The following is a 25,958-nucleotide window of genomic DNA, read 5'->3' as shown; positions in this document are numbered from 1 at the left end:
CCTGGACGCTGTACGCGCCCATGCGGCCGGAGGCAGCGGCGCTGCGCCGTGGGCTGGGCGACCTCGACCCGTACGGCCGGCTGACGCTGTGCCGTACCGGCGTCGGGCCGCGCCGCGCCCGCTCGACCGCCGCCCGCCGCCCGGGCGGCACCGCCCCGGTCGCCGTCGCCGGCGTCGGCGGTGGACTCGCTCCCGGCCTGGCCACCGGCGACGTGGTGGTGGCCAGCACGGTACGCGCCGACCCGCTGGCCACCGACGCCCCGGCGGGCGAGCTGACGATGCCCGACGCCGACCTGCTCGCCGCCGCGCTGCGCCGCCGCGGACTGCGGGTGCACGTCGGCCCGGTGGTCAGCACCGACCGGCTGGTCGACGGCGCGGCCCGGGCCCGGCTGGCCGGGGCCGGCGCGCTCGTCGCCGACCAGGAGTCGGCCTGGTTGCTGGCCGGCTGCGCGGACCGGCCGACCGCCTGCGTCCGGGTGGTCGCCGACACCGCGACCGGGTCGCTGTACCGACCGGCCACCCTCAGCCGGGTTCGCAGCGCGCTGCGGGTGCTGCCGGTGGTGGCGGAGGCGCTCACCGAGTGGGCCGCGGCGACCGGCAGCCTGCGGCAGGTGCTGCTGGCCTCGCCCCGCTCCTTCTGCGCCGGGGTGGAACGGGCGATCGCGGTGGTGGAGCAGGCGTTGCGCCGGCACGGCCCACCGGTCTACGTCCGCAAACAGATCGTGCACAACGCCCGGGTGGTGGCCGACCTGCGCGCCCAGGGCGCGGTCTTCGTGGAGGAACTCGACGAGGTGCCGGACGGAGCGCTGACCGTCTTCTCCGCCCACGGCGTGGCGCCCGCGGTACGCGCGGAGGCGGCCGAGCGGCGACTGCCGGTCATCGACGCCACCTGCCCGCTGGTGACCAAGGTGCACGCCGAGGCGCGCCGGTTCGCCGGCCGGGGTGACACGGTGCTGCTGATCGGGCATCCGGGTCACGAGGAGACCGACGGCACGCTGGGGGAGGCGCCCGAGCGGATCCGGCTGGTGCCCGACCCGGCCGCTGCCGAGACGGTGCAGGTGGACGACCCGGCCCGGGTGTCGTACCTGGTCCAGACCACCCTCGCCGCAGACGAGGCGGACGGCATCCTGGACACCCTGCGCCGGCGCTTCCCGGCGCTGGCCGGGCCCGGGTCGGACGACATCTGTTACGCCACCACGAACCGGCAACGCGCCATCACCACCGTGGCCGCACAGTCCGACCTGGTCCTGGTCGTCGGCTCGGCCAACTCCTCGAACTCGCGCCGGTTGGTGGAGGTCGCCGAACGGGCCGGGGCGCGGGCCCACCTGGTGGACGGCGTCAGCGACATAGACCTGCGCTGGCTGGTCGGCGCGGCGACGGTCGGAATCACGGCCGGCGCCTCGGCGCCGCCCGGCCTGGTCGACGAGGTCGTCGCCGCGCTCACCGCGCTGGGGGCGAAGGAGGTGAGCGAGCACACCGCTGCCGTGGAGGACGTGGTTTTCACCCTGCCGAAGGAGGTACGCCAGCCGTGAGTATGCCGTTGCGCCAGAGCCTGCGGGTCGCCAGGTACCTGGCCGAACAGAAGATACGTCGGCGGAAGCGGTTCCCGCTGTTGCTGGAGCTGGAGCCGCTGTTCGCGTGCAACCTGAAGTGCGCGGGTTGCGGCAAGATCCAACAGCCGGCCGACCTGCTCAAGCGGCGGATGCCGGTGGAGCAGGCGCTCGCCGCGGTGGAGGAGTGCGGCGCGCCGATGATCTCGATCGCCGGTGGCGAACCGCTCATGCACCCGGACATCGACAAGCTGGTCGCGGAGCTGGTGCGGCGCAAGAAGTTCGTCTTTCTCTGCACCAACGCGGTGCTGCTGCCCAAGAAGATCGAGAAGTTCCGGCCATCGCCGTACTTCGCCTTCACGGTGCACATCGACGGGCTGCGGGAGCGGCACGACGCCTCGGTGTGCAAGGACGGCGTCTTCGACGCCGCCGTCGAGGCGGTACGCGACGCCCAGCGGCGCGGCTTCCGGGTCACCACCAACACCACGTTCTTCAACACCGACACCCCGCAGACGATCATCGAGGTGCTCGACTACCTCAACGACGACCTGGGCGTGGACGAGATGATGCTCTCCCCGGCGTACGCCTACGAGAAGGCGCCGGACCAGGAGCACTTCCTCGGTGTCACGGAGACCCGCGAGCTGTTCCGCAAGGCGTTCGGCGGTGGCCGGCGCAAACGCTGGCGACTCAACCACTCGCCGCTGTTCCTGGACTTCCTCGAGGGGAAGGTGGACTTCCCGTGCACCGCGTGGGCCATCCCGTCGTACTCGCTGCTGGGCTGGCAGAAGCCCTGCTACCTGATGTCCGACGGCTACGCCGGCAGCTACCGGGAGCTGGTGGAGGAGACCGACTGGGACAGCTACGGCCGGGGTCGGGACGCGCGCTGCGCCAACTGCATGGCGCACTGCGGCTACGAGCCGACCGCGGTGCTGGCCACCATGTCCTCGCTGCGCGAGTCGCTGCGGGCGGCGCGGGCCACCACCTGAGCCGACGGTCCACCGGGCCGGGCACCGCCGGCCGGGACACGGCGGGTCAGCCGCCTGGCCGTCGCCGCGGTGACCGGGTGCGGGCTCAGCCGAACCGGTTGGCCATCCGGCGGTACATCCCCGGCAGCAGCCCGCGTACCGCCACCGGCAGGCGCAGCCAGCCGGGCACGTAGACCTCGGCGCGGTCGCGGGCGATCGCGTCGACCAACGCGTCGGCAACCCGGTCCGGCGCCAGCGGCCTGGGCCGGCGTCGCCGGTACGGCTGGCCCCGGCGGGTGAAGAACTCGGTGTCCACCACGCCGGGCACCACCGTGCTCACCCCCACCCGGCGGCCGGCGAGTTCCAGCCGCAGGCTCTGCGCGAAGGCGTCCAGGCCGGCCTTGCTGGCCGAGTAGACGGACTCGTTGCCCACGCCCAAGCGGCCGGCGATCGAACCGACGAAGGCCACGTGGCCGCCGCGGTGACACATGCCGGGCAGCAACGCCCGGGTCAGCTCGATCGGCGCCCGCAGGTTGACCGCGAGCAGTTCGTCGGTGAGCGCGTCCGCCATCCCGACGAACGGGCCGGCCCAGCCGACGCCGGCGTTGTTGACCAGTACGTCGACCCGGGCGTGCCGGGCCAGCGCGCACTCGGCCAGCTCACGTCCGGCCCCCGGCCGGCTCAGGTCGCTCACCAGCGCGGTGGCGCCGGTCTGCGCCGCGACCCGGGCCAGCCGGTCGGCATCCCGGCCGGCCGCGACGACATGGCTGCCGGCCTCGACGAGGCGTCGCACCACCGCCGCCCCGATTCCCGACGACGCGCCGGTCACCAGCGCCACCGCGCCGGTCAGGCGCATCGGGGCACTCCGGGTGGCACGGCACCCGGCACCAGCCGCTCGGACCGGCCGCCACTGAGGTCCGCACGGTCGAGGCCGACGCCTGCCGGCTCGACGCGTGCGTCGGCCGTCGCGCCGTCGCCCCGGGTGCCGTCGCCGGGACCACGTTCGGCCCGTTCGCCGTCGATCTCGGCGAGCAGCTCGGCCAGGCCGGCGCCCATGGCGGTGACGACGGCGTCACCGGTGTCGGCCAACCCCTCGTTGAGCAGTACGCCGACCTCGAAGGCGCGTTCGTTGCGCAGCACCCCGACGCCGAGGTGCACGCCCTGGGCGAGGGCGACCACCGGGGTGGCCGACCGGATCGGCGCGTCGCTGAGCAGCCGCGGATGGAACAGCGCCGGCATGTAGGAGACGACCACGTTGAGGCGGCGGCTGGTGTAGACGCGTCGGGCCAGCGCGGCGTGCACCGGCGTGGGCAGCGCGCCCATCGCCCGCATCACCAGGCCGGCCGCCTCGGCCTCGCCGCTGCTCAGCGCGGCCCGCAAAGCCCGGCGTACGGCGGTGATCCGTTCCTGCGGCGGAATCCGGCCCACCGGAAGGTCGAGGGTGACCGCCCCGGTCCAGTTGCCCTGGGTGGGCGCCCGCCGGCGCGGGTCGCGGGAGACCGCGAACATCACCCGCAGCCGGTCCGGCGTTGGGGCAGGGTGGGCCGCGCCCAGCGCGCCGGCGGCGAGCGCGAGCATCAGCTCGCTGGAGTGGGCCCGGCAGCCGCGCGCGGCGCGTAGCACGTCGGCGGCCGGCAGCGACGCGGTCACCAGACGCCGGCGCGGCGAGTCGAGCGGCCGGTTGAGCGGCGTACGCGGGGTCGGTCCCTGCGTGGCCAGCCGGGCCAGACCGCGTACCGTCCGCCCGAGCAGTCGGGCGGCCTCCCGGGTCCGGGCCCGTCCGCTGCGGTCGTCGCCGGTGCCCAACCGGACGGGCGCGGGCGTCCGCCCGGCGCCGGCCGGCGCCGGGCGCCCCGCCCGAGTCGCCGGCTCGTCCGAATCGAGCAGTCGCTGTAGCACGGCGATCGCGGACAACCCGTCGCCGAGGCTGTGATGCAGCTTGATCGCCACTCGGGTCCGCCCCTCCGGTAGGTCGCCGACCAGCAGTATCCGCCAGGGTGGACGGTCCAGCGGCAGCGGCTCCGACCAGAACCGGTCGACCTCGGCGCTCCCGTCGCCCCCGGCGGGGACGCGGACCTCCTCGACGTGGGCTTCCGGATCGACGGACCGTTCGACCACCCAGCCGGGCCGGCGCCAACGACCCCGGTCGACCAGGCGACGGCGCAACGTGGTGATCGCCGGCAGCCGCCGGGCCAGCAGCGCGGTCAGCTCCGCGCGGGTGAGTTGCCGGCCGTCCGGCCGGGGGTCCAGCTCCAGGACGGTGCCGATCTGCTGGGCCTCGTGGGGTGTCTGGACGTGCAGGAAGAAGGCGTCCTGTGCGCGCAGTGGCCAGCTGCCCCGCCGGCCGGCCGCCGAGGTCCGTCCGGGCGGACCGGCGCCCGGGTCGGTGCCCGTCGACTGCCGGGCCTGCGCGACCGCCGGCAGCCCGAGGTCGGGCAGCCACGCCTCGGACGGGGCCTCGACCGGCCGGGCCGGCTGGCCGAGCCGGGTGCGCACCCCGGCGACCAGTGTCTGCGGGGTGTGCGCCGTCTCGGCGAGCCCTGCGGCGGCCATCAGCGCCGCGTTCGCCGCGCCGTGCGCGGCGATCGGGCGGTACATCACGATCGGTGTGCCGGTGGCCAGCGCCTCCAGCGCGGTGGCCCCGCCGGCGTTGGTCACCAGCAGTCGGGCGGCCTGGAGCAGGGTGGGCATGTCGTCGACCCATCCCCGCACCAGCAGCCGCCCCGGCGGGGCGTCCAGCGCCGCGAGCCGGGCGGCCAGCGGCTCGTTGCGACCGCAGACGGCCACCACCTGCACCGCGTCGCCGATGCCGACCAGCGCCTGGATCGCCTCCTCCACGGCGCCGAAGCCGTAGGAGCCGCAGGCGACCACCACGGCCGCCCGGTCCGGGTCGAGATCGCAGCGCCGGGCGGCGTCCGCCCGGTCGCCGGGACGGAACATGTCGAGCACCGGCGGCGCGCAGACACCCAGCGGGGCACCCGGCGCGGCGGCAGCCGCCACCGGTACCGCCGCCCGGTGCACCACCACGTTCAGGTCCAGGTCGGGGTAGACCCAGAACGGGTGCGGGGCGAAGTCCGACACCCAGGCGCCGATCGGCACGCCGAGGCCACGACGGCGGCGCAGCCAGGCCAGGCCGGCGCTGCCCAGGGGGTAGGTCGAGACGATCAGGTCCGGGTCGAACTCCTCGACCACGGGGGCGAGCCGGTGGCCGGCCCAGGCGCCGGTGAACCACTTCGCGGCGGTGGCGAACCACCGGTGCCGCCACAGCGAGGCCCAGAAGAATTCGTACAACCACGGCGTCATCGCGACATTGGTCACGTAGGTGCGACGGAACCCGCGGCCGACCCCGGGGCCCATCACCTCGAGGGTGTCCACCCAGCCCACCCGGCTGCCCGGCCAGATCGCGTGGATCCGCTCCTCGAGCGCGCGGCCGGTGGCGTCGTGCCCACCGCCGATGTCGGCGGAGACGACCAGCACCCGCCGGGCGATCGGTTCGACGGGCCCTGGGACGCCCGGACGATGGGGCGCGTTCATGGTCCGCCTGCCGGAGTTGGCCGATCGGTGCGATACCTGGGCGAAGACGGGTATGCGCAGGTGCCTTCGCCGGCCGCGTCCGGCGCCGTCGACTCCGGGATCCTGACATGGCTGTGGGCTTCGTGCTGGCGATCATCGCCGCGCTGTGCAGTGCGACCGCTGCGATCCTGCAGTCGATCGGCGCGCGCCGGCTGTCCGCCACCGCGCACCTCGACCCGCGGCTGCTGTTGCGGTTGGTGCGCAACGGGCCGTACGCCGTGGGACTGATGTTGGACGGCGCGTCCTCGCTGCTGACCTTCACCGCGCTGCGGACCTTGCCGATCTTCGCGGTGCAGGCGGTGGGGGCGGCCAACCTCGGCATGGTGGCGCTCATCGCCATGCTCGTGCTGCGGGTCCGGCTGACCGTGCTGGACTGGACGGCGATCGCCGGGGTGATCGCCGGGCTGGTGCTGCTGGTGCTCTCCGCGAGATCGGGACCGCCGGGCGAGGTCTCCGCGGCGGCCGGTTGGGGGCTGCTCGCGGCGGTGGTCTCGGTGGCCGTCGGCGCGTACTTCGGCAGTCCCCGGATGTGTGGCCCTGCGCTGCCCGGCGTGCTGGCCGGGCTGTCGTTCGGCTCGGCGGCGCTCGGCGCCCGGCTGCTCGGCCGGGTCGACAGCGTCGGCTCGGTGCTCGCCAGCCCGGCCACGTACGCGGTGGTGCTCGCCGGTCTGACCGGGGTGCTGCTCTACGCCGCCGCGCTGCAGCGCGGCTCGGTCACGGTGGCCTCGGCGTCGGCCATCGTCGGGCAGACCGTGGCGCCGGCGCTCACCGGCTGGCTGCTGCTGGGTGACCGGGTCCGGCCGGGATTCACCCCGATCGCGGTGCTGGGTTTCGCGTTCGCGGTCACCGGTGCGGTCGCTCTCGCCCGGCACGCCCAGCCGCATGCGCCGCGACGCACTGCCGACGAGCGGCGCTGACGCCGGGCGCGCGGGGGCGATCGCTGACATGTCGGGTGCTCCCAGGCGGTGACGCGGCGGAGGGGCCCGCTTAGCTGCCCCTTCGGAACAATCATCAGCCTAATGACCAATTTGCGTATTCTTGGGGAGATTGCCGGCACTGCCGGCGCTGCGGACCGCCTCTAGGGCGACCGCGGGCGGGAGGCTGGGCCGTTTAGCCCCCGCCGGATCGGGAAGCCGCGGCCGGGCGACCTGCCTCGTCCACCGCGCGGGCAGCGCCCGCGGCGGCGGAGCCCGCGGGTCGATGAGCGAACGGCAACGGAGGGGGAACCAGGGTGACCGGTCCGGCTGGCATGCGGTGAACTCGGCGGGAGAGCTGTTCGCCGGCGTACCGATCGCGCTGGCCGCCGCGGCGGCATTCGGTGCCTCTGGCGTGCTGCAGTTCCGCGCCGGCCGTCTGGTGCCCGAGGAGCAGCCCGGCCGGCCGAGCCTCCTGGCCCGGCTGGTCCGCATTCCGATCTGGCGCTGGTCGGTGGTGCTCGCGATCGCGGCGTTCGCCCTGCAGGTGGCCGCGCTGAGCCTGATCCCGCTGATCCTGGTGCAGCCGCTGCTGGTCACCGGGCTGGTCTGGTACGTCCTGCTCTTCGCCGCGGCCGAGCACGACCGCCCGGACCGCAAGATCCTGCTCGAGTCGACGCTCTGCCTGTTCGGGCTCGCCGCCTTCCTGATCATCGCCGAGCCGGGGCGCGGTCAGGGGCGGGGGCTCGAGTCCTTCTGGTCGGCCCTCCTGCTCGGCGTGGCGGTGGTCGTCTCGGTGGGGCTCTGCGTGCTCTCGACGGTGAAGCTCGACCGGCGCTGGCGGCCGATGCCGCTCGCCATCGCGGCCGGCATCTGCTACGGCGTCACCGCCGGCCTGATCAGCAGTTTGGCCTTCCACCTCACCGAGAGCCCGCTCGAGGTGTTCCTGCACTGGCAGGCGTACGCCATCCTGGTGCTCGGCCCGTTCGGGGTGCTGCTCAGCCAGAACGCGTACCAGGCCGGCCCGCTGGGCGCTCCGGCGCTGGCCGCCATCACCGTCACCGACCCGTTGGTGGCCATCTCCGTCGGTCTGGTCTGGCTGGACGAGTCGATCCGGACCGGCCCGCTGCCGGTCCTCGGCCAGTTGGCATCCCTCCTCGTGGTGGTGCTGGCGGTCTTCCTGCTCGCCCGGCGCGCACCCCATGTGAAGGGCGGCTGACGGCGGCCCGCCGGTCGACGGCCCGGCGGGGAACCGCCGACCGGCGTGATCGGGTGCTCAGCCCACCAGGGCGACCCGACCGTCGTCGAGGTCGTAGCGGGCGCCCACCACCCTCAGCGCGCCCTCGTGCACCTTCTCGGCGATGATCGGGCTGCGCTCGAGCAGGGTGTGTACCTGCGCCTGGACGTTCGCCCGGACCGCCTTCTCGACCGGGTCGCCGGGCCCGGCGAGCAGCGGCTCCACGATCGGGCGCAGGCTGTCGACGATGACCCCGATGTGGCCCGCAGCGGTGCCGCCCGAGTGGATGGCGTCGATGGTGGCCGTGATCGCGCCGCAGCGCTCGTGCCCGAGGACGACGATCAGCGGGCTGCCGAACTCCTCGACGGCGAACTCGACGCTGCCGAGCAGCAGGTCGTCGACGATGTTGCCGGCCACCCGGTTGTCGAACAGGTCGCCCAGCCCCTGGTCGAAGAGGAGTTCGGGGGCCACCCGGGAGTCCGCGCAGCCGATGGTGACCGCGAACGGGTGCTGGCCGGCGGCCAGTTCGTGCAGGTCGTCGAGGCTCTGGTGGGGGTGCCGGCTGTGCCCGGTCACGAAGCGGTGGTTGCCGCGCAGCAGCCGGCGCAGCGCCTCGGCCGGCGTGACCGGGGCGGGCTCGGCCGGTGTGGCGGCGGCCGCCGGGGCGGCGGCGGTCGCGCCGAGGGCGACGACGGCTGCGCCGCCGGTGGCCAGCAGCGAGCGGCGGGAGAGGGACGGACGAGTCACGATGATCTCCTGAGGTGAGGATTCGGGTTCTTCCTACCATCGATCGCCATCTGTCCAGTGTGGTGTGGCCCACGTCCGCCGCCGTTCGGTCGGGGTTCCGACCCGGCGGACCCGGCGGGCGACTACCGTCGGGCGGGTGACCGGGGTACCCGTACCGGACGGCCAGCCGGCGCCGCGGATCGTGCAGCTGCTGGCCTCGCCCGTGCACCGCTACGTCGGCCGGCCCGCCGACGGTCCGTCACCCGCCCCGCCCGGCGAGCTGGTCGAGGAGATCCGAATCCGGGCCGGCCTCGGCATCGTCGGTGACCGCTACTTCGGCCGGCCGGCGCACCGCGAGGCGAGCGTGACGGTGATCGCGCAGGAGTCGCTGCCCCCCGGTGGCGAGCTGGTGCAGGTGCGGCGCAACGTGCTCACCAGCGGCATCCTGGTCGACGACCTGGTCGGGTCGGTGCTGGTCCTGGACTCCGGCGACGGCCCGGTGCGGCTGCGGGTGAATCGTCCGGCGAATCCGTGCGCCTGGATGGACGTGGCGGTCGGCCCCGGCGCGTGGCGGGCGATGCGCCGCCGGGGCGGGGTACGCTGTACGCCGCTCACCGACGGCATCCTGCGGGTCGGCCCGGTGGACGTGCTGATCGACGACGGGCCGTCCGGTCAGCCCTGAGGCGTCAGCCGCCGGGTGGGCCGTCGACCAGCGCGGCCAGCCGCTTCGGCGCCAGCACCAGGTAGCTCTCGGTGAGCAGCTCGCCGACCTCGGCCCAGTCGGTCTCGTCGTCGAGCATCAGGCCCAGCACGTCGGCGCCCCAGTCCGGCTTGTAGAACGGATGCCCGGCGGCGACCAGGCCGGCGATCTCGTCGCCGGGCGCGCGGAACGTGAGCACGCAGACCGGGCGGTCGCTCGCCGCGGCCCGCGCGTGGGCCACCTGGTGGTCGGGGCCGACGGTGAGCACGTGGGCGAAGGTCCGCTTGCGGATCCGCCAGCGGATGCCCACCCACGCCGGCTCCTCGTAGGTCTCGGGCAGGCCGAGGCAGACCGGTCGGAGCCGGTCGAGGAGTGTGGTCGGAACGTCTGCGGGGCCGGTCACGCGGGCGACGCTACCCGGGGCCTGCGACACTTTCCGGATGCAGTTCACCGTGACAGACGTGCCCGAGCGGGAGCGCTTCGAGGCCCGCGACGAGGCGGGCACGCTCGCCGGCATCGTCACCTACCAGCTGACCGGCAGCATCATCGCCTACACCCACACCGAGGTCGATCCGGAGTTCGAGGGGCGGGGCGTGGGATCGACCCTGGCCCGAGCGGTGATGGACGACGCGCGGGCCAAGCGCCGGACGGTGGTGCCGATCTGCCCGTTCCTCGCCGAGTGGCTGGGCAAGCACCCCGACTACGAGGACATCGTCGTCCGGTCCACCCGCAAGGTGAAGTAGCCGACCACCGCGCCCGGGTCAGCCGGCTACCAGGCGCAGGCCCTGGGGGCGCGGATCGGCGAGGCGGTCGAGGGCGGCGGCAGTGGCGGGGTCGGCGGGCAGGTGCACGATCATTCGCTGACCGTCGTCGGCCGTTCCGCGCCGGCCCGGCCTGGCCCCGGCAGCCGAAACCGCTGCCGGCCGACTTGGTGAGCCGGTGCAGGTGTACGCGCTCGCTGGGGCTCATCCGCAGGTGCTGGCCAACGTCAGAGCTTGTACTCGTTGCGGGTGCGCGGCAGCCACTGCGGATGGTGCTCGCGCAGGTAGCGGACAAGGCCCTCGCGGAGGTCGCAGCGCAGGTCCCAGGCGCTCGGCCCGTCCGCCGCGGAGGCCTGCACCTGGATCACCACGGTCTGCGGGGTCACGTCGATCATCTGCAGCACCCACTGGCGCCGATCCCAGAGCGGGGACGCCTCGACCAGCCGTTTCGCCTCGGCGCGGAGGTCGTCCAGGTCGGCGGTGTGGTCCAAGTGGATCTGGACGGCACCGACCACCCGGGTCTCGTTCCGGGTCCAGTTCTGGAAGGGGCGCTCGGTGAAGTAGGTGGTGGGCAGGATGAGCATCCGGTCGTCCCAGAGCCGGACCACGATGTTGGTCAGCTTGACCTCTTCGATCCGCCCCCACTGGTCCTCGATGACCACCACGTCGCCGACGTGCAGGCCGTCGGCGAACGCTACCTGGATGCCGGCGAAGGCGTTGCCCAACGCGGTCCGGGCGGAGAGGCCGAGCAGCGCGCCGATCACGCCGGCCGAGGTCAACACCGAGATCCCGAAGGCCCGTACCGGTCGGAAGGTGATCAGAACCAGACCGATGGCCACGATGACGACCACCACCGAGGTGAATCGTCGTACCGGGCGGATCTGGGTGCGGGCCCGCCGGACCCGTCGACTACGGACCTCCTGCACGGGCAGCCGACTGAATACGACGCCCTCGGCCACGTGTAGTGCCTTTATCACCAGCCAGGCGACGGCGCCGACCAGGAGCAGCACGACGAGGTGCCGGGCGGCCCGCAGCGCCGGGTCCGGCCAGTCGGTCATGGCCAGGTAGAGGGCGGTGAAGAGCAGGACCGCGGCGGCCGGGCGGCGGCAGGCCCGACGCAGCGGTGCCATCAGCCACTCGTAGCTACCCCGGCCCAGCCGGCGGGCCAGCACCCCGGTCGTCAGGTCCAGCACCACGGCCACCGCCGCCGCGGCCAACAGGATCAGCGCTGCTCTCATCGGCCTCCGCTCACCGCCTCACGGCTCACTCTCGTCGTCTCCCGCGTCACCGGCACCGGTCAGGACTGCCCGAGGTTGGTCACCAGGTTGATGGCCACCGCCAGGACGCCGGTGCCGAAGGTGTACGAGAGCAGCGCGTGCCCGAGCGCGACCCGTCGGATCGAGGTGCTGCTGGGTTCGCTCTCGGACACCGCGTAGGACATGCCGATGGTGAAGGCGAGGTAGGCGAAGTCGCTGTACGCCGGCGGCTGCGGCTGCCTGAAGTCGATCCCGCCGTCGGACTCGAAGTAGTACAGCCGGGCGTACTTGAAGGCGAAGACCGTGTTGACCAGCGCCCAGGACAGCACCACGGCGACCACACTTAGGATGACGGCGGCGACGGCCACCGGGTCCTGCTGGTTGGACGATCGGACCAGCGCCTGGACGACGGCGGCCAGGCTGATCGCCGCGGCGATCAGGATTGCCGAGTCCGTCGACCGGGACCGGGCCTCCGCCTCGGCCAGCCGCTCGGTGCCGTCCGCCTCGATCGGCCAGCAGACCCACCACACCCAGGCCATGATCATGCCGGCGGCCACGGTCCAGGTGACCAGCGGTGCCAGCTCCGGCGCTCCGGCTGCCGCGACGCCGAGCCCGGCGACGATCCCCACGCCGAGGGAGCACAACGCCCGCCGGACCGAGAGCAGCCGCGCGGGCGCCGGTAGGTCTGGTCGCCGCCCCATCGGCCCAGCCTGGCAACGAATCCGCTCGGTCAGCCCGGCAACGATCCGAGACCACCGGATCGTGCGGTGACCGTACCCCGCCCGGATCACGTCGATGCCGGCCGATCGGGTCAGATTGCGGGCATGGACACCGACGTTCGACGTTATCTCGGGGATCTGGTGGCGGTGGCCCGCGCGGTGCTGGGCGACAACCTGGTCGGCACGTACGCCGCCGGCTCGGTCGGCCTCGGCGCCTACCAGGCCGGGCGCAGCGACGTCGACGTCGCCCTGGTCTGTGCGCAGGCGCTGCCGGAGCGAGCCAAACGCGACCTGGTCGCGGGCCTGCGGCACGAGGCCCTGCCCTGCCCGGCCCGGGGGTTGGAGCTGGTCGCGTACCGCCGGTCGGTCGCCGGGGCGGGCATCGCGGAGCCCGGGTTCGAGGTCGAGCTGAACACCGGCGCCCGGATGCCGTTCCGGGCCACGTACGACCCGGGGGACCGGCCGGCCGCGGACGGGCACTTCTGGTACGCCCTGGACCGCAGCATCCTGCACCAGTGCGGCGCGGCGCTGCTCGGCCCACCGGCCGCCGAGGTGTTCGCCGACGTCACCCCCGCTGACCTGCGCCGACTCCTGGTCGACGCGTTGAGCTGGTGGCTCGCCCTGCCGACCCCGCCCGGCGACCAACCGGCGGCCGGCGCCGAGGACGCGGTGCTCGGCGCCTGCCGGTCCCTGGTCCGCGTCCGGCACGGCCGGTGGCTCTCCAAGACGGCCGCCGGCCAGCTGCTGTTGGACGAGGGTCACCCTGGAGCCCCGGTCATCGAACGCTCCATCGCGGCCCGCACCGGCGGCGTGCCGCCGAGCGGCCCGCAGGCGCGGGCCGTCCAGCGGCAGGTCCTCGACGAGATCAGCCGGGCCGGCTGAGCCGGTCAGCCCATGCTGATCCGGACCGGCCCCTCGTCGGGCCCGCCGGGCAGCCGGACGGTCACCCGACCGTCGCCGACGTGCACCGTGCCGCGGCTCGCGCTGACCGGGCGGTCGGTGGCCAGCACCACCTCGTCGTCGCCCTGGGTCGGGCGCAGCAGCACCGTGGCGCCGTCGAGGGCGACCAGCTCGCAGGTCGTCTCGACCAGCGTGGCGGCGCCGACCCGGATCCCGTACGGCAGGATCAGCCCGGTGCGGGCGGGCACCCGCAGCCGGCGGCCGGCGAGTACCGGCGTGCCGTGCCAGCCCAGCGCCACCGTGACCGGCGACGGCGCGACGTTGATCAGGTGCAGCAGCCGCTGCCCGGCCCGGTCCACGGTGGAGGTGAGCACCAGACCCGGCCCGTCGGCGTCCGGGGCGAGCCGGGGGTGTACCCCGAGCCGGGCCGCCGCCGCCCGCCAGAAGTCCAGGTCGCACGGCACGTCGGCGGCGACCACCAGGGCGCGGCCGGCGCCGACGGTGACCTCGACAGCGCACGGCTCCCCGGAGGCGACCTCGGTGAGCACCGGCTCGGCCGTCGCGCCGGCCAACCGCTGTGCGTAGCCGACCCGGGCCTCCGCCCGACCGGCCGCCCAGCCGTGCCCGACCACGGAGGGGAAGTGGTGCGGCCCGCCCTCGGACCGTCCGGTGACGCTGAGCCCGAGCGCGTCGGCGAGCACCGTGCAGGGGCTGCCGTCGTGGTCCCGCTCCGGCAGCACCCCGTGCAGCAGCAGGCCGCCGCCGCGGCGCAGGTGCTCGACCAGTCGCCGCTGCACGTCCCGGCCCAGCGTCGCGGCGCTGGCCAGGGCGATCACCGGCGGCGCGCCGGCCGCCCCGGCTGCGGAGAGGTCACCCCCGGCCGCAGGGTGGTCGACGCCGGCGGCGGAGAGGTCGACGGCCGGGAAGGAGAAGCCGGCGAGCAGCAGCGCCCGGGCCAGCACGTCGCGGGGGCCCATGCCGCGGAACCGTTCCAGATCGGCGATCTGCTCGGCCCGCGATGCCGACGCCGGGTGGTGGTACTCGGTGAGGTAGTGGTCCGGCACGAAGCCGAGCGCCAATCCGTCGTCCTCCTCGTCGGAGTCGGCGAGCAGGTCGGCGACCCCACGGAACGCGTGCAACGCGCGCCGGGCCGCGTCGAAGGTCGGGTTGAGCCGCCCCTCCGGGTCGATCGGCGCGGCGAAGCCGTGCCGCTCACCGGTGAAGGCGATCCGGTCGTTGCCGTCGCCCACCGGTTCGGCCAACGGCGGGTTGTAGCCGCCGGCGAAGAGGTAGAGGTTGAGCAGCCGGTTGCCCTGTGCCACGCAGAGCCGTGCCTTGAGCTCGACCGCCTCCGGCGGGTAGAGCATGGAGAGGTCCTGGCCGTAGTCGCCGTTGCCGGCCTCGAACTCCAGCGATGTCAGCGGCTGGTCGGCGTCGTGCACGGCGGCCAGGAAAGCGTTGCCGACGTACAGGTCGGCGACGTTGGTGACGGTCAGGTCCCCGAGGTAGTAGTCGGAGCCGGAGGTGACCTGCGGCTGCCCGCGGTAGGCCTCGAAGAGCTGGCTGATGCCGATCGGGAAGGTGCGGCCCCGCCCGCCCCCGGTGCCGTGCACGTTGATCAGGAACGGCACCCCGGTCACGCCGTGCCGCTCGGCGGCGTCGCGCAGTTCGGCCACGTACCGCCGGTAGCGGTCGCGCATGTAGCGGCCGAGGTCGTCGTGCACGGGCAGGGAGCGTGGCTCGGCGGGCGTGCGCAGGGCCGCCGCCCAGGCCACCGGGTCGCCCGGGTCCGCGCCGATCCGCTGCGCCGCGCCGTCCTTGCCGTACCTGTCGACGGCCCAGCGTCGCAGGTCCTCGCAGAGCCCGTCGGTCAGGTCGGGGGAGTTGGTCACCCAGGAGAGCATGCCGATCTCGTTGTCCAACTGGACCGCGATCACCGGCCCGCCCCGGTCGGCCAGCCGCTCGGCGATCACCGGCATCACCTCGGCGTACCAGCCGTCGGTGGCGGCCAGGAACTCCGGGGCCAGGTAGTCGATGGTCCGGGTCTCGACGGTTCGGTTGTCCCAGGTGGTCGGCAGCAGGTGCGGGTGCTCGTCGTACACCCGGTAGGGGATGCCCTCGTTCTTGACCTCGGCCATGATGAACGGGCCGGGCCGCACCACCGCGTAGAGGCCGCGCTCGTGGGCCAGGTCCAGGAAGCCGGCCAGGTCCCGCTGTTCGTGGGTGCGCCCGGTGAGGTCCACGTCGCCGTCCGGCAGCTCGTGCCAGAGCCAGGGCACGTAGGTGGCCACCGTGTCGCCGCCGCACTCGCGGAGCCGGTCGAGCCGGTCGGCCCAGGCCGAGCGGGGCAGCCGGAAGTAGTGCACCTCCCCGGCGAGCAGCAGCCGGGGCCGGCCGTCGACGACGATCCTGCGGTCGTGGAGAAGCACTCGCGACATGCGGTTCGACTCTTCCTCTCGGCGGATCTTCAGGCGGTCCTCTTGTGATCTGGCGGACGCCTGCTTATGGTGCCTGAAACCGGTTTCTGTTAACCGCACGTTACGGATCGAGGGAGCCATGGGCAACAGTCGGGTCACGGTTCGGGAGATCGCCCGGCTGGCCGGCGTCTCCGTCGCCACGGTGTCCCGGGTCTCCAACGGCACCGGTCAGGTGTCGGAGGAGATGCGCCGCCGCGTCCTGGAAGCCATCGAGCAGCACGGCTACCGGCCGGACCACCTCGGCCGGGCGCTCGCGGCCCGCCGGCACGGCGCGCTCGGACTGGTCTTCCCGGGTCTGTCCGGCCCCTACTTCACCGAGCTGATCCAGGGCTTCGAGTCGGAGGCCGTGCCGGCCAGAGCCAGCGTGCACATTCTCTGCACCCATCTGCGCGAGGACTCCGACGACCAGGTGCTGGAGATGGCCCGCCGGGTCGACGGCGTCGCCGTCATCGGCGGCACCATCTCCGACCCGGCGCTGCTGCGCCTCGCCGAGATGGTGCCGGTCGTCGTGCTCGCCGGCCGGGGCCCCGAGACGGTGCCCTCGGTCAGCGTCGACAACGAGCCGGCGATGACCCGGCTGACCCGGCACCTGCTGGTCGACCACGGCCTGCGCCGCCTGAGCTTCGTCGGCAACCCGGACGGATCCCCCGACATCAGCGACCGGTGGGCCGGCTTCCGGGCCGCGCACCGGGAGCTGGACCTCACCCCGCCCGCCGAACCACTGCGGGTCGCCATGCAGCAGCCGGACGGCGTGCTCGCCGCCGAGCAGCTGTTCCGCGACCCGGCGACCGTCCCGCAGGCGGTGGTCTGCGCCAACGACGAGATCGCCCTCGGCGCCCTGGTCGGCGCGCTCGGCCGTGGCCTGCGCGTACCGGAGGACGTCGTCATCACCGGCTTCGACGACGCGCCCATGGCCGCGCTCGTCTCACCCCCGCTCACCACCGTGCGGCAGCCGGTGCGCGACCTGGCCGCGGAGGCCGCCCGGCTCATCCTCGCCGCCGTCGACGCCCCCGGCGCCCCGGCACCCGACAGCATCGTCCTCCCCACCGATTTCGTCGTGCGCCGCAGCTGCGGCTGCCCGGCGGAAGCCCCCACTGGAGGTACCGGCAAGTGAAACGATCGAAGCTCGCCCGGATCGCCGCGGTCGCGGCGGTCGTCGCCCTCGTCGCCAGCGGCTGCACCGGAACCGAACAGGCCTCCGGCCCCGGCACCGCGGGCCGGATCGCCTATCTCGACTACGGTGACTTCGGCGGCGGCAGCAACCCCCAGGCCAACTACAACCCCTACCTGGACGCCAGCCGGCTCGGCGCCACCGAGTACCTCTTCGAGCAGTTGGTCGCCTACGACAACTACGGCTGCCAGGCAAAGCCCTGGCTGGCCACCGAGTGGACGTGGTCCGACCCGCAGACGCTGGTCTGGAAGCTGCGCGACGGGGTGAAGTGGAACGACGGCAAGCCGTTCACCGCCGACGACGTCACCTTCACCTTCGACATGCTCAAGCAGCACAAGGCGTTGGACGTCAAGGGCATCTGGCGTTACCTGAGCGCCGTCGAGGCGAGCGACCCGCAGACCGTCACCATGCGGTTCGCCCAGCCCGGTGCGGCGGCGTTCACCCTGTTCAGCGAGATCAAGATCGTGCCGAAGCACGTCTGGTCCACCCAGAGCGACCCGGTGACCTTCACCAACGCAGAGAAGCCGGTCGGCACCGGACCGTTCACCGTCAAGGCGTTCAACCCGCAGCAGCTGACGCTGGGCCGCAACGCCGACTACTGGCAGGCCGACAAGGTCAAGGTCGACGAGCTCCGGTTCCACAAGGCCGACGGTGGCGGGCAGATCGACCAGCTGAAGCTCAGCCGCGGCGAGTACGACACCAACGCGATGTTCGTGCCGGACATCAAGAAGGCGTACGTCGACCGCGACCCGGCGCACAACAAGTACTGGTACCCCTCCGGCGGCTCGATCAGCGTCTACATGAACCTCACCAAGGCGCCGTTCGACGACACCGCCTTCCGCAAGGCCCTGGTGCCCGCCTTCAACCGCCAGGAGATCGTCGACAAGGCGCAGCTCGGCTACGTCAAGCCGGCGAGCCAGAGCGGGCTGGTGGTGCCCGGGCAGGCGAAGTGGTTGCCCACGGACATCCCCAACCAGGGCGTGGTCGGCTATGACGCGGCCAAGGCCGACGCCGACCTGACCGCTGCCGGCTACCCGCGCAACGGTGACGGCAAGCGGGTCGGCAAGGACGGCAAGCCGATCGGGTTCAGCTTCCGGGTGCCCGGCTCGTGGACCGACTGGGTGCAGGCGCAGCGGATCATCGTGGCGAACCTGACCGCGCTCGGCTTCACCGTCCGGGCCGAGACGCCCACCCCCGAGGCGTACGAGAACGACCGGGCGATCGGCAACTACGACATGCTGCTCGGCGTGCACGGCGGCAGCTGCAACATGTTCCGCAACTTCCAGGAGCCGCTGGCCAGCGACCAGTCGGCGCCGATCGGCAAGAAGGCGGTCAGCAACTTCGTGCGCTGGGAGGACCCGCGCAGCGACCAGCTGATCGACACCCTGCGCACCGCGACCGACGAGGCGGCCCAGAAGGCCGCCGTCGCCGACCTGACCAAGGTCATGATCGACCAGGCGCCGGTGATCCCGCTCTGGTACGGCGCAAAGTGGTTCCAGTACCGGACCGCGAAGGCGATCGGCTGGCCGAACGAGGAGAACCCGTACGCCGCGCCCAGCGACAACCTGCTGATCATCACCAACCTGCAGCCCGCCGGGGCCGACGCCAAGTAGCCGATGGCCGGCCGGCGCCCCGCGCGCCGGCCGGCCCGTCCCGGAGAGGGGATGGCTCGCCGTGGCCTACTTCGCCCGACGCCTCCTGTTCTTCCTCGGCACCCTGTGGGCCGCCGTGACGCTCAACTTCCTGATCCCCCGGTTGCAGCCCGGCGACCCCGCCGAGGCCATCGTGTCCCGGCTGGCCGGGCAGAGCGAGAGCATCGATCCGGCCCAGCTCCAGGCGATCCGGGTCATGCTGGGCACCCCCGACGGCAACCTCTTCGAGCAGTACGTGCAGTACCTCGGCGCGGTGGCGCACGGCGACTTCGGGGTGTCCTACACCTACTTCCCGTACAGCGTGACCCACATGATCGGACAGGCGCTGCCGTGGACGGTGATCCTGGTCGGGGTCACCCAGATCATCTCGTTCATCGTCGGCACGCTGCTCGGCACCTGGGCCGCGTACCGCCGCAACAGCCGGGTGGACTCGGTCATCACGCTCGGCTCGACGTTCCTCGGCACCCTGCCGTTCTTCTGGCTCGCTCTGCTGCTCATCTACGTCTTCGCGATCACCCTGCGCTGGTTCCCCGAACGCGGCGGCTACGGCGGCGGAAGCTCACCCGGTTGGAGCTGGATCTTCATCTCCGACGCCTTCCAGCACAGCGTCCTGCCCGCGGTCGCGCTGCTGATCACGGGCCCGATCGGCTGGATCATCGGCATGCGCAACAACATGGTGCAGAGTCTGGGCGAGGACCACACCCGGCTCGCCGTCGCCCGCGGCCTGCCCCGCCGCCGGGTCGCCATCACCTACGGCGCGCGCATTGCGATCCTGCCCAACGTCACCGGCTTCGCCATCGCGCTGGGCAGCATCCTCGGCGGCACGGTGCTGGTCGAGACGGTCTTCAACTACCCGGGCATGGGGCGGCTGCTGCTGGAGTCGGTGTCCAGCCGGGACTATCCGCTGATGCAGGCGATCTTCCTGTTCACCACGATCGGCGTGCTGGTGGCGAACTTCCTCGCCGACCTCCTGTACGGCTTCCTCGACCCCCGGGTGCGAAAGGCGGAGTCGGTATGAGCAACGACCACGACGAGCGGGGTGGGGTCGCGTGAGCACCCCCGCTCCCGCCGTACCGGCGCCCGGCCGGGACAGCGAAGGTGTCCAGGCCACCGCCCGTGAGCTGTCCCGCGGCAGTCGGCTGCCCGGCTGGTTCGTCATCCTCTGGCGCAACCGCAAGTGCCGCATCGGCCTGCTGATGCTCGCCGCGTTCATCCTGGTCGCCGCCCTCGCGCCGGTCATCGCGCCGTACGACCCGCGCGAGGACGCCTTCCCCACCTCGCTCGGCCCGACCGGCAGCCACTGGCTGGGCACCACCGCCCAGGGCGAGGACGTCTTCTCCCAACTGGTCGTCGGCGCCCGCACCTCGCTGGTCGTCGGCCTCGCAGCCGGCCTGCTCTGCACCCTGATCGGGCTGGTGATCGGGCTGACCGCGGGCTACCTGGGCGGCTGGGTCGACGAGGTGCTGTCGTTCCTGATCAACCTCGGTCTGGTCGTGCCGGCGCTGCCGCTGATGGTGACCCTCGCCGCGTACGCCCCGGTCCGCGGCCTCTGGCTGATCATCTTCGTGATCAGCGTGACCGGCTGGGCGTACGGCGCCCGGATCAAGCGATCGCAGATCATCACCCTGCGCACCCGCGACTACATCACCGCGGCCCGGTTCGCCGGCGACGGCACCTTCCGGATCATCGCCCGGGAGATCGTGCCCAACATGACCTCGCTGATCGTGGTCGGCTTCATGGGCGCGGCGCTCGGCGCGATCGGCGGCGAGGCGGGGTTGGCCTTCCTCGGGCTCGGCGACCCGCAGACCGTCAGCTGGGGGACCATGCTCAACCAGGCCAGCCTGGGCGGCGCGCTGCTCACCGGCCAGTGGGCCTGGCTGATCGCCCCGGGCCTGGCGCTCTCCCTCCTGATCACCTCGTTCACGTTGATCAACTTCGGCATCGACGCGCTGAGCAACCCCCACCTGCGGGAGGACTGAGAGATGACCCTGCTCGAGGTGGACCACCTCTCCGTCACCTACACCCCGCACGACCAGCCGCCGAACCGGGCCGTGCACGACGTCTCGTTCCGCATCGCCGAGGGCGAGTTCGTCGGCCTGCTCGGCGAGTCCGGCTGCGGCAAGTCCACCCTGGGCAACGCGGTGCTGCGACTGCTCTCCCCACCGGCCCGGATCACCGGCGGCCGGGTCACCTTCGACGGCGTCGACCTGACCGCCGCCGATGAGGAGCAGCTGCGCCGGCTGCGCTGGGTCGACCTCTCCACCGTCTTCCAGAGCAGCATGAACTCGCTCAACCCGGTGATCCGGGTACAGGCCCAGTTCGCCGACACCTTCGCCGCGCACAAGGTGCCCGGCGACGTCACCGAGCGGGCGACCGAGCTGCTCGAGCTGGTCTCACTGGACCGGCGGGTGCTGCGCGCGTACCCGCACGAGCTCTCCGGGGGGATGAAGCAGCGGGTGGCGCTGGCCCTCGCCCTCGCCCTGCGCCCCAAGCTGGTGCTGCTGGACGAGCCGACCACCGGCCTCGACGTGGTGGTGCAGCGCGGCATCCTCACCCGCCTGGCCGAGCTGCGCCGCGAGCTGGGCTTCGCCGTGCTGTTCATCAGCCACGACCTCGGCACCGTGCTCGACATGGCCGACCGGGTGATGGTGATGTACGGCGGCGAGATCGTCGAGGACCGCGCCGCCGCCGACATGCTGCGCGAGCCCCGGCACCCGTACACCCGCGGCCTGCTCGGCTCGTACGCCGACCCGCGACTGCCCGACGTGCGGGTCACCTACATCCCGGGCCGGCCGCCGGATCTGTCCCGTACGCACTCCGGCTGCCTCTTCACCCCGCGCTGCCCGCACGCCGAGGACGCCTGCCACACGGCCCACCCGGAGCTGCTTCCCGACCACGGCGGGCTGGTCCGCTGCCTGGTCGCCCAGGACGACCGACTGCCGGTGGTCACCCTCGGCACCCCCGACGCGGCGGCCACCCTCGGCAGCCACTTCCCGGCCACCGGCACGCCGACCCCGCGCACCGACGCGCCCGACGACGCCGTCCTCCGGGTCGAGCGGGTGTCCAAGCGCTACACCAGCCGACACGGGCTGCGCGGCAGCACCGTCGAGGCGGTCCGGGACGTGTCCCTCGCGCTGCGCCCCGGCGCGGTGACCGCCCTGGTCGGGCAGAGCGGCAGCGGCAAGTCGACGCTCGCCCGGATCGTCACCGGGGTGGAACGCCCGAGCAGCGGCGAGGTCCGGTTCACCGGCGACGGCGGCGGCGAGCTCCGGGTCGACCGGCTGCGCGGCCGGGCCCTGCGCGACTACCGCCGGCACGTGCAGATGGTCTTCCAGGACCCGTTCAGCGCCCTGAACCCCACCCGCACCGTCGGGTACGCCTTGTCCCGGCCGCTGGCCAACTTCGCCGGGCTGCGCGGTGACGCGGCCCGCGAACGGGCCGCCCAACTGCTGGAGAGCGTGGGCCTCGCCCCTGCCGGGCAGTTCCTCGACAAGCTGCCGCACCAGCTCTCCGGCGGCCAACGGCAGCGGGTGGTCACCGCCCGGGCGCTGGCGCCCGAGCCGCGGGTGCTGATCGCCGACGAGCCGATCTCCATGCTGGACGTGTCGATCCGCGCCGAGATCCTGGAGCTGCTCGGCGCGCTGGTCCAGGACCGCCGGCTGGCGATGCTCTACATCACCCACGACCTGCTCAGCGCCCGGCTGCTCGCCGACGAGGTGCTGGTGCTCAACCAGGGCGTGCTGGTGGAGCGCGGTCCGACCCGGGAGGTGATCGGGTCGGCCCGCGACCCCTACACCCGGCTGCTGCTCGACTCGATCCCCAACCCGTTCGCCGACACCGCCGGCCGGGAGACCACCCCGTCGGCGTGAGCCTGCACGCCCCGTCGGCGTGACCGGGCACCCCGGCCGGCCCTCACGCGCGACGGGGGAGGTCCGGCCGGGGGCCCGGCCGGGCCGGCCGAGGCCGGTCAAACCAGCCAGGCGGTCGCCTCAAACCAGCCAGGCGGTCGCCCGGACGGGCAGCGTCTCCTCGGCGGCGGCGCTGGCCAGCAGCACCCGGTCCCCGTACGGACGCCAGTCCACCGGCGCCTCACCCAGGTTCACCAGGCAGGTCGGCCCGTCCGGCCCGCGCCGGAAGGCGAGACATCCGGCCGGGGCGTCCCGCCAGGTCAACGCCGCCGGCCGGCCGTGCCACCAGGTCCCGCGCAGCGACAACGCCGCGCGGGTCAGGGCCAGCGCGGAGGTCCGGTCGTGGCGCTGGCCGGCCACCGAACGGGCGCCCCAGCCGGCCGGCTGGGGCAGCCAGGGCGTCGAACCGGCCGGGCCGAAACCGTACGGCGGCGGTCCCTCGGTCCACGGCAGGGGCACCCGGGCGCCGTCGCGGCCCCGGTCGGCGCCGCCGGAGCGCCGGTACACCGGATCCCGGATCGCCTCGTCGGCCAGCGTCACCTCGGGCAGGCCCAGCTCGTCGCCCGCGTAGAGGTAGACCGCGCCGGGCAGCGCCAGCATCAGCAGCAGCACCGCACGGGCACCGTCCGGCCCCCACCGCTCGGCTGCCCGCCGCACGTCGTGGCTGCCGTGCACCCAGGTCGGTAGCCGGCCGTGCCGGGTGGTGGCGGCCAGCAGCGCCCGCACCCCGTCCCGCCACGACTGTGCCCGCAGCGGCCAGTAGAGCGGGTCCATCGCGAACGCCTGCCCCAGCTCGTCCGGGCGCAGGTAGGGCGCGAGCACCTCCGGGCCGCCCCAGGTCTCGGCCACCCCGAGCCGTTCGCCCGGGTACGACGCCAGCTCGCGCGCCCACCGGCGGTAGATCTCGTGCACCTCGTCGCGATCGCTGTATGGGGCGGCATCGCCGGGTCGCCAGCCGGCCGGCAGCGCCGGGTAGTCGGGGTCCTTCGACAGCGAGCCCGCCGCGTCGAAGCGGATCCCGTCCACCCCGCGGTCCAGCCAGAACCGCAGCGTGGCCAGCGCGTCGGCGGCCACCTCCGGGTGCTCGTGGCGCAGGTCGGGCTGCTCGATGTCGAAGAGGTGCAGGTACCACTCGCCGTCGCCGAACGGCGCCCACGCCGGGCCGCCGAAGATCGACGGCCAGTTGTTCGGCGGCTGGTCGCCGCCCGGCCCGCGTCCGGGCCGGACGTGGAACCGGCCGCGCTCCGGCGACCCCGGGCCGGCGGTCCGCGCGGCGACGAACCACGGATGGGCGGTGGAGACGTGGTTGAGCACCAGGTCGACCAGCACCCGCAGGCCGAGTCGGTGCGCGTCGGCGACCACCCGGTCCAGGTCGGCGAGGGTACCCAGCCGGGGGTCGACGTCCCGGTGGTCGACCACGTCGTAGCCCGCGTCGTGGTCGGCGCTGGGATAGAACGGGGTCACCCACACCGCGTCCACGCCGAGGGCGGCCAGGTAGGGCAGCCGGGCGCGCAGGCCGGGCAGGTCGCCGAGCCCGTCGCCGTCGGCGTCGGCGAAGGAGCGCAGGTACACCTCGTAGGTGACGGCCTCGCGCCACCATGGTCCGGTCATCGGGGGGTCAGCTCCACCAGGGACAGCGCCGGCATGGGCAGGATCATCGGCAGCACCAGGTGACCCTCGTCCGGCGTCAGGGTCGTCGGCGGTGCCGCGTCGGCGAGCTGGTCGGCGGCGCGCAGCCCGGCCCACTGCTCGGCGGTGGGCCAGCCGTCGACGCCGAGCCGGCGCGCCGTGGCGGCCAGGTTGGAGGTGCGCTCGTCCAGCCGTCGGTGCCGCAGCTGATACGCCCCGGCGGTCAGCCCGTCGATCCGCAGTCGGACGGTGCGGGTCAGCCGGCGGCGCTGTTCGGGCCGGTCCAGCACGCCCTGGTCCAGCGTGCCGTTCCAGAGCAGCACCGCGACCCGCCCGGTCTGTGGGTCGACCGACGGCCAGGCCCGCACGAGCGAGCCGGCGCCGTCGCCGTCGAGCCGCGCGGCCAACCGCACCGGCCCGAGCCGCTCCAGCATCCACAGCGCCCAGTACCGGGGCTTGGCCAGGTTGCCGACCGAGAGCAGCCCGAACCCGCCGTGCAGCAGCGCGGGTGGGCGGCCCAGCTCCTCGAAGTGGTCGCTCGCCACCCAGCAGGCCAGCGCCGCCACCCGTCCGGCCGCCTCGTACATCCCGGTGGCCACGAACGCCGCCGACAGCACCGAGTCGTTCACCGGTGCGAAGTGGGTGGGGGAGGGGCCCCACTCGGTCCAGTGCAGCGGGGTGTCGGCCCGGCCGTGCCGGGCCAGGGCCGGGCGCAGGTCCAGCGGCGGGCTGCCGTAGACGTGCGTGGAGAGGAAATCCAACGGCGCGCCGGAGGCGTCGACGTGGTCGAGGAACGGCTCGATCCACTTCGTCGCGGCGGTCGCCGGCCCGCCGACCGGCAGGCCGGGGCAGGCCTCGCGGACCGCCCGGGCGGTCACGTCGTACATCCGCAGGTAGTCCTCGCGGCTGCCGGACCAGAAGCAGTCCAGGTCCGGCTCGTTCCACACCTCGACCGCCCACCGCCGCAGCTCGTCGTCGCCGACCCGGGCCCGCAGGTGCCGCACCAGGTCGCCGACGAGCGCGGCCCACCGATCCCAGTCGCGGGGCGGGCTGGACACACCGGCCGCGGTCACCTCCCGGGACGGGTCGCGGGCCAGCGCCCGGGGCATGAACGACAGCTCCAACAGCGGCCGCAGACCGGTCGGCGCCAGCGCGTCCAGCACCGCGTCGATGCCGCTGAAATCGTGCACCGGGCGGCCGTCGACCTCCCGGTAGACGCCCAGGTCGTCACCGAGGATGCCGTGCGCGCGGACCCGCCGCACACCCAGCTCACGGTGCACCCGGCCGAGCGCGGCGGCCAGCCCGTCGCCCATCGGCTCACCACCCACCCGGTCCCGGCAGAGCAGCAGGCTCAGGTGCTCGGAGCCGACCAGATCCCGCCACGGTCGGTGCACCGGACCGACCGGGCGGCCCGCGTCGACGTCCACCTCGACCAGGGCGTCGCCGTCGGCCCGCGCCGCGACCGGCGCCGACGCCGGCCCGAGCGGGCCGTCGTCGGGCCGGTCCGGGTCGTGCACCGGCCGCACCGCGTACCGCACCGTCCGTCCGGGTTCGACGGTGGTGTCGGCGTACGGCGGGCCGGGAACCGCGAGCAGGTCGCCGCCGCGATGGTCGACCACCCGGTACGGGCCGTCGCCGTCGGCCCGGTGCACCAGGTAGCCGGCGGTGCCGGGCACCGGATCCCAGTCGACGTCGACCTGTCCCCGGCCGGCCCGTACCCGGACGCCGCCGCCGGCGGTCGGCCCCGACCCCGCCGGGGGCGTGGCCGGCCCGGTGGGGCCGGTGGCGGAGGTCGCCGCCGACGGCGGGGTGGCCGCCAC

Annotated in this window: 21 protein-coding genes and 1 pseudogene; 13 read left to right on the top strand and 9 right to left on the bottom strand. The window is 73.9% G+C overall.

Going from position 1 to position 25,958, the window contains the following annotated elements:
- Nucleotides 1–20: 20 nt before the first annotated feature.
- The 3 genes and pseudogenes from AB0C04_RS15635 to hpnH form a co-directional block, all read left to right on the top strand.
- Nucleotides 21–512, top strand: a pseudogene (locus AB0C04_RS15635) (hypothetical protein); the annotation flags it as partial.
- Between the two features lie 48 nt (nt 513–560).
- A complete protein-coding gene (ispH, locus tag AB0C04_RS15630; RefSeq protein ID WP_357055251.1) occupies nt 561–1,532 on the top strand; it encodes a 4-hydroxy-3-methylbut-2-enyl diphosphate reductase in 972 nt (323 codons plus the stop codon).
- 2 nt (nt 1,533–1,534) lie between these two features.
- Nucleotides 1,535–2,536, top strand: a complete 1,002-nt coding sequence (hpnH, locus tag AB0C04_RS15625; RefSeq protein WP_350875076.1) for an adenosyl-hopene transferase HpnH — start codon at nt 1,535–1,537, stop codon at nt 2,534–2,536.
- 85 nt (nt 2,537–2,621) lie between these two features.
- Here the strand turns inward: hpnH and AB0C04_RS15620 are convergent, their stop codons facing one another.
- Together AB0C04_RS15620 and AB0C04_RS15615 are read right to left on the bottom strand one after the other, a co-directional pair.
- Complete coding sequence (locus AB0C04_RS15620) at nt 2,622–3,371, bottom strand: SDR family NAD(P)-dependent oxidoreductase (protein WP_357054124.1); 750 nt, start codon at nt 3,369–3,371, stop codon at nt 2,622–2,624.
- Entirely contained in the window at nt 3,362–6,049 is a 2,688-nt protein-coding gene (locus AB0C04_RS15615) for a wax ester/triacylglycerol synthase domain-containing protein (protein WP_357054121.1), read from the bottom strand. The genes AB0C04_RS15620 and AB0C04_RS15615 overlap by 10 nt, the downstream gene beginning before the upstream one ends.
- A gap of 107 nt (nt 6,050–6,156) precedes the next feature.
- Between AB0C04_RS15615 and AB0C04_RS15610 the strand changes: the two genes are divergently transcribed.
- Together AB0C04_RS15610 and AB0C04_RS15605 are read left to right on the top strand one after the other, a co-directional pair.
- The gene (locus AB0C04_RS15610; protein ID WP_357054118.1) at nt 6,157–7,005 is read left to right on the top strand and encodes a hypothetical protein; all 849 of its coding nucleotides are present in this window, start codon (nt 6,157–6,159) and stop codon (nt 7,003–7,005) included.
- A gap of 283 nt (nt 7,006–7,288) precedes the next feature.
- The gene (locus tag AB0C04_RS15605; protein ID WP_357054115.1) at nt 7,289–8,221 is read left to right on the top strand and encodes a DMT family transporter; all 933 of its coding nucleotides are present in this window, start codon (nt 7,289–7,291) and stop codon (nt 8,219–8,221) included.
- A 57-nt stretch (nt 8,222–8,278) separates the two neighbouring features.
- On the opposite strand, the gene AB0C04_RS15600 is transcribed toward AB0C04_RS15605, so the two are convergent.
- Nucleotides 8,279–8,986, bottom strand: a complete 708-nt coding sequence (locus AB0C04_RS15600; RefSeq protein WP_357054112.1) for a carbonic anhydrase — start codon at nt 8,984–8,986, stop codon at nt 8,279–8,281.
- 136 nt (nt 8,987–9,122) lie between these two features.
- On the opposite strand from AB0C04_RS15600, the gene AB0C04_RS15595 reads away from it, so the two are divergent.
- The gene (locus AB0C04_RS15595) at nt 9,123–9,647 is read left to right on the top strand and encodes a molybdenum cofactor biosysynthesis protein (protein ID WP_357054109.1); all 525 of its coding nucleotides are present in this window, start codon (nt 9,123–9,125) and stop codon (nt 9,645–9,647) included.
- A gap of 4 nt (nt 9,648–9,651) precedes the next feature.
- On the opposite strand, the gene AB0C04_RS15590 is transcribed toward AB0C04_RS15595, so the two are convergent.
- Nucleotides 9,652–10,068 (bottom strand): MmcQ/YjbR family DNA-binding protein, encoded by a 417-nt coding sequence (locus tag AB0C04_RS15590; RefSeq protein ID WP_350874904.1) that lies wholly within the window; start codon nt 10,066–10,068, stop codon nt 9,652–9,654.
- 37 nt (nt 10,069–10,105) lie between these two features.
- On the opposite strand from AB0C04_RS15590, the gene AB0C04_RS15585 reads away from it, so the two are divergent.
- On the top strand, nt 10,106–10,408 hold the full coding sequence (locus AB0C04_RS15585; RefSeq protein ID WP_350874903.1) for a GNAT family N-acetyltransferase: 303 nt from the start codon (nt 10,106–10,108) through the stop codon (nt 10,406–10,408).
- A 245-nt stretch (nt 10,409–10,653) separates the two neighbouring features.
- On the opposite strand, the gene AB0C04_RS15580 is transcribed toward AB0C04_RS15585, so the two are convergent.
- Nucleotides 10,654–11,664, bottom strand: coding sequence for a mechanosensitive ion channel domain-containing protein (locus AB0C04_RS15580; RefSeq protein ID WP_357054104.1), 1,011 nt, complete (start codon nt 11,662–11,664; stop codon nt 10,654–10,656).
- Between the two features lie 59 nt (nt 11,665–11,723).
- Complete coding sequence (locus AB0C04_RS15575) at nt 11,724–12,383, bottom strand: DUF1345 domain-containing protein (protein WP_357054101.1); 660 nt, start codon at nt 12,381–12,383, stop codon at nt 11,724–11,726.
- A 123-nt stretch (nt 12,384–12,506) separates the two neighbouring features.
- On the opposite strand from AB0C04_RS15575, the gene AB0C04_RS15570 reads away from it, so the two are divergent.
- Nucleotides 12,507–13,283, top strand: a complete 777-nt coding sequence (locus AB0C04_RS15570; protein ID WP_357054098.1) for a nucleotidyltransferase domain-containing protein — start codon at nt 12,507–12,509, stop codon at nt 13,281–13,283.
- Nucleotides 13,284–13,288: 5 nt separating this feature from the next.
- On the opposite strand, the gene AB0C04_RS15565 is transcribed toward AB0C04_RS15570, so the two are convergent.
- The gene (locus tag AB0C04_RS15565) at nt 13,289–15,739 is read right to left on the bottom strand and encodes a beta-galactosidase (RefSeq protein WP_357054095.1); all 2,451 of its coding nucleotides are present in this window, start codon (nt 15,737–15,739) and stop codon (nt 13,289–13,291) included.
- 118 nt (nt 15,740–15,857) lie between these two features.
- Between AB0C04_RS15565 and AB0C04_RS15560 the strand changes: the two genes are divergently transcribed.
- The 5 genes from AB0C04_RS15560 (at nt 15,858) to AB0C04_RS15540 (ending at nt 22,470) form a co-directional block, all read left to right on the top strand.
- The gene (locus AB0C04_RS15560) at nt 15,858–16,892 is read left to right on the top strand and encodes a LacI family DNA-binding transcriptional regulator (RefSeq protein WP_357054092.1); all 1,035 of its coding nucleotides are present in this window, start codon (nt 15,858–15,860) and stop codon (nt 16,890–16,892) included.
- Nucleotides 16,889–18,562: an ABC transporter substrate-binding protein gene (locus AB0C04_RS15555; RefSeq protein WP_357054089.1), complete on the top strand. Its 1,674-nt coding sequence runs from the start codon at nt 16,889–16,891 to the stop codon at nt 18,560–18,562. Before AB0C04_RS15560 ends, AB0C04_RS15555 begins: the two co-directional genes overlap by 4 nt.
- A 61-nt stretch (nt 18,563–18,623) precedes the next feature.
- A complete protein-coding gene (locus tag AB0C04_RS15550; protein WP_357054086.1) occupies nt 18,624–19,619 on the top strand; it encodes an ABC transporter permease in 996 nt (331 codons plus the stop codon).
- A gap of 31 nt (nt 19,620–19,650) precedes the next feature.
- Nucleotides 19,651–20,580, top strand: a complete 930-nt coding sequence (locus AB0C04_RS15545; protein WP_357054083.1) for an ABC transporter permease — start codon at nt 19,651–19,653, stop codon at nt 20,578–20,580.
- A 3-nt stretch (nt 20,581–20,583) separates the two neighbouring features.
- Entirely contained in the window at nt 20,584–22,470 is a 1,887-nt protein-coding gene (locus AB0C04_RS15540; RefSeq protein ID WP_357054081.1) for an ABC transporter ATP-binding protein, read from the top strand.
- 120 nt (nt 22,471–22,590) lie between these two features.
- Here AB0C04_RS15540 and AB0C04_RS15535 read toward each other — a convergent pair whose 3' ends face one another.
- Nucleotides 22,591–24,120 carry an alpha-amylase family glycosyl hydrolase gene (locus AB0C04_RS15535; RefSeq protein WP_357054078.1) on the bottom strand — a complete coding sequence of 510 codons (1,530 nt, stop codon included), beginning with the start codon at nt 24,118–24,120 and terminating at the stop codon, nt 22,591–22,593.
- Nucleotides 24,117–25,958, bottom strand: coding sequence for a xylan 1,4-beta-xylosidase (locus AB0C04_RS15530; protein WP_357054075.1), 1,842 nt, complete (start codon nt 25,956–25,958; stop codon nt 24,117–24,119). The genes AB0C04_RS15535 and AB0C04_RS15530 overlap by 4 nt, the downstream gene beginning before the upstream one ends.

This window comes from Micromonospora sp. NPDC048909 (assembly GCF_040649635.1).
Taxonomy (GTDB): Bacteria; Actinomycetota; Actinomycetes; order Mycobacteriales; family Micromonosporaceae; genus Micromonospora.
The sequence above is the reverse complement of the archived record's forward strand: the minus strand, read 5'-3'. Positions and strand labels throughout refer to the sequence as shown.

Coding starts and splice junctions, on each gene's coding strand:
- hpnH (WP_350875076.1), top strand. CDS start 1,535: ATGCCGTTGCGCCAGAGCCTGCGGGTCGCCAGGTACCTGGCCGAACAG.
- AB0C04_RS15620 (WP_357054124.1), bottom strand. CDS start 3,371: ATGCGCCTGACCGGCGCGGTGGCGCTGGTGACCGGCGCGTCGTCGGGA.
- AB0C04_RS15615 (WP_357054121.1), bottom strand. CDS start 6,049: ATGAACGCGCCCCATCGTCCGGGCGTCCCAGGGCCCGTCGAACCGATC.
- AB0C04_RS15610 (WP_357054118.1), top strand. CDS start 6,157: ATGGCTGTGGGCTTCGTGCTGGCGATCATCGCCGCGCTGTGCAGTGCG.
- AB0C04_RS15605 (WP_357054115.1), top strand. CDS start 7,289: ATGAGCGAACGGCAACGGAGGGGGAACCAGGGTGACCGGTCCGGCTGG.
- AB0C04_RS15585 (WP_350874903.1), top strand. CDS start 10,106: ATGCAGTTCACCGTGACAGACGTGCCCGAGCGGGAGCGCTTCGAGGCC.
- AB0C04_RS15580 (WP_357054104.1), bottom strand. CDS start 11,664: ATGAGAGCAGCGCTGATCCTGTTGGCCGCGGCGGCGGTGGCCGTGGTG.
- AB0C04_RS15575 (WP_357054101.1), bottom strand. CDS start 12,383: ATGGGGCGGCGACCAGACCTACCGGCGCCCGCGCGGCTGCTCTCGGTC.
- AB0C04_RS15570 (WP_357054098.1), top strand. CDS start 12,507: ATGGACACCGACGTTCGACGTTATCTCGGGGATCTGGTGGCGGTGGCC.
- AB0C04_RS15565 (WP_357054095.1), bottom strand. CDS start 15,739: ATGTCGCGAGTGCTTCTCCACGACCGCAGGATCGTCGTCGACGGCCGG.
- AB0C04_RS15560 (WP_357054092.1), top strand. CDS start 15,858: ATGGGCAACAGTCGGGTCACGGTTCGGGAGATCGCCCGGCTGGCCGGC.
- AB0C04_RS15540 (WP_357054081.1), top strand. CDS start 20,584: ATGACCCTGCTCGAGGTGGACCACCTCTCCGTCACCTACACCCCGCAC.
- AB0C04_RS15535 (WP_357054078.1), bottom strand. CDS start 24,120: ATGACCGGACCATGGTGGCGCGAGGCCGTCACCTACGAGGTGTACCTG.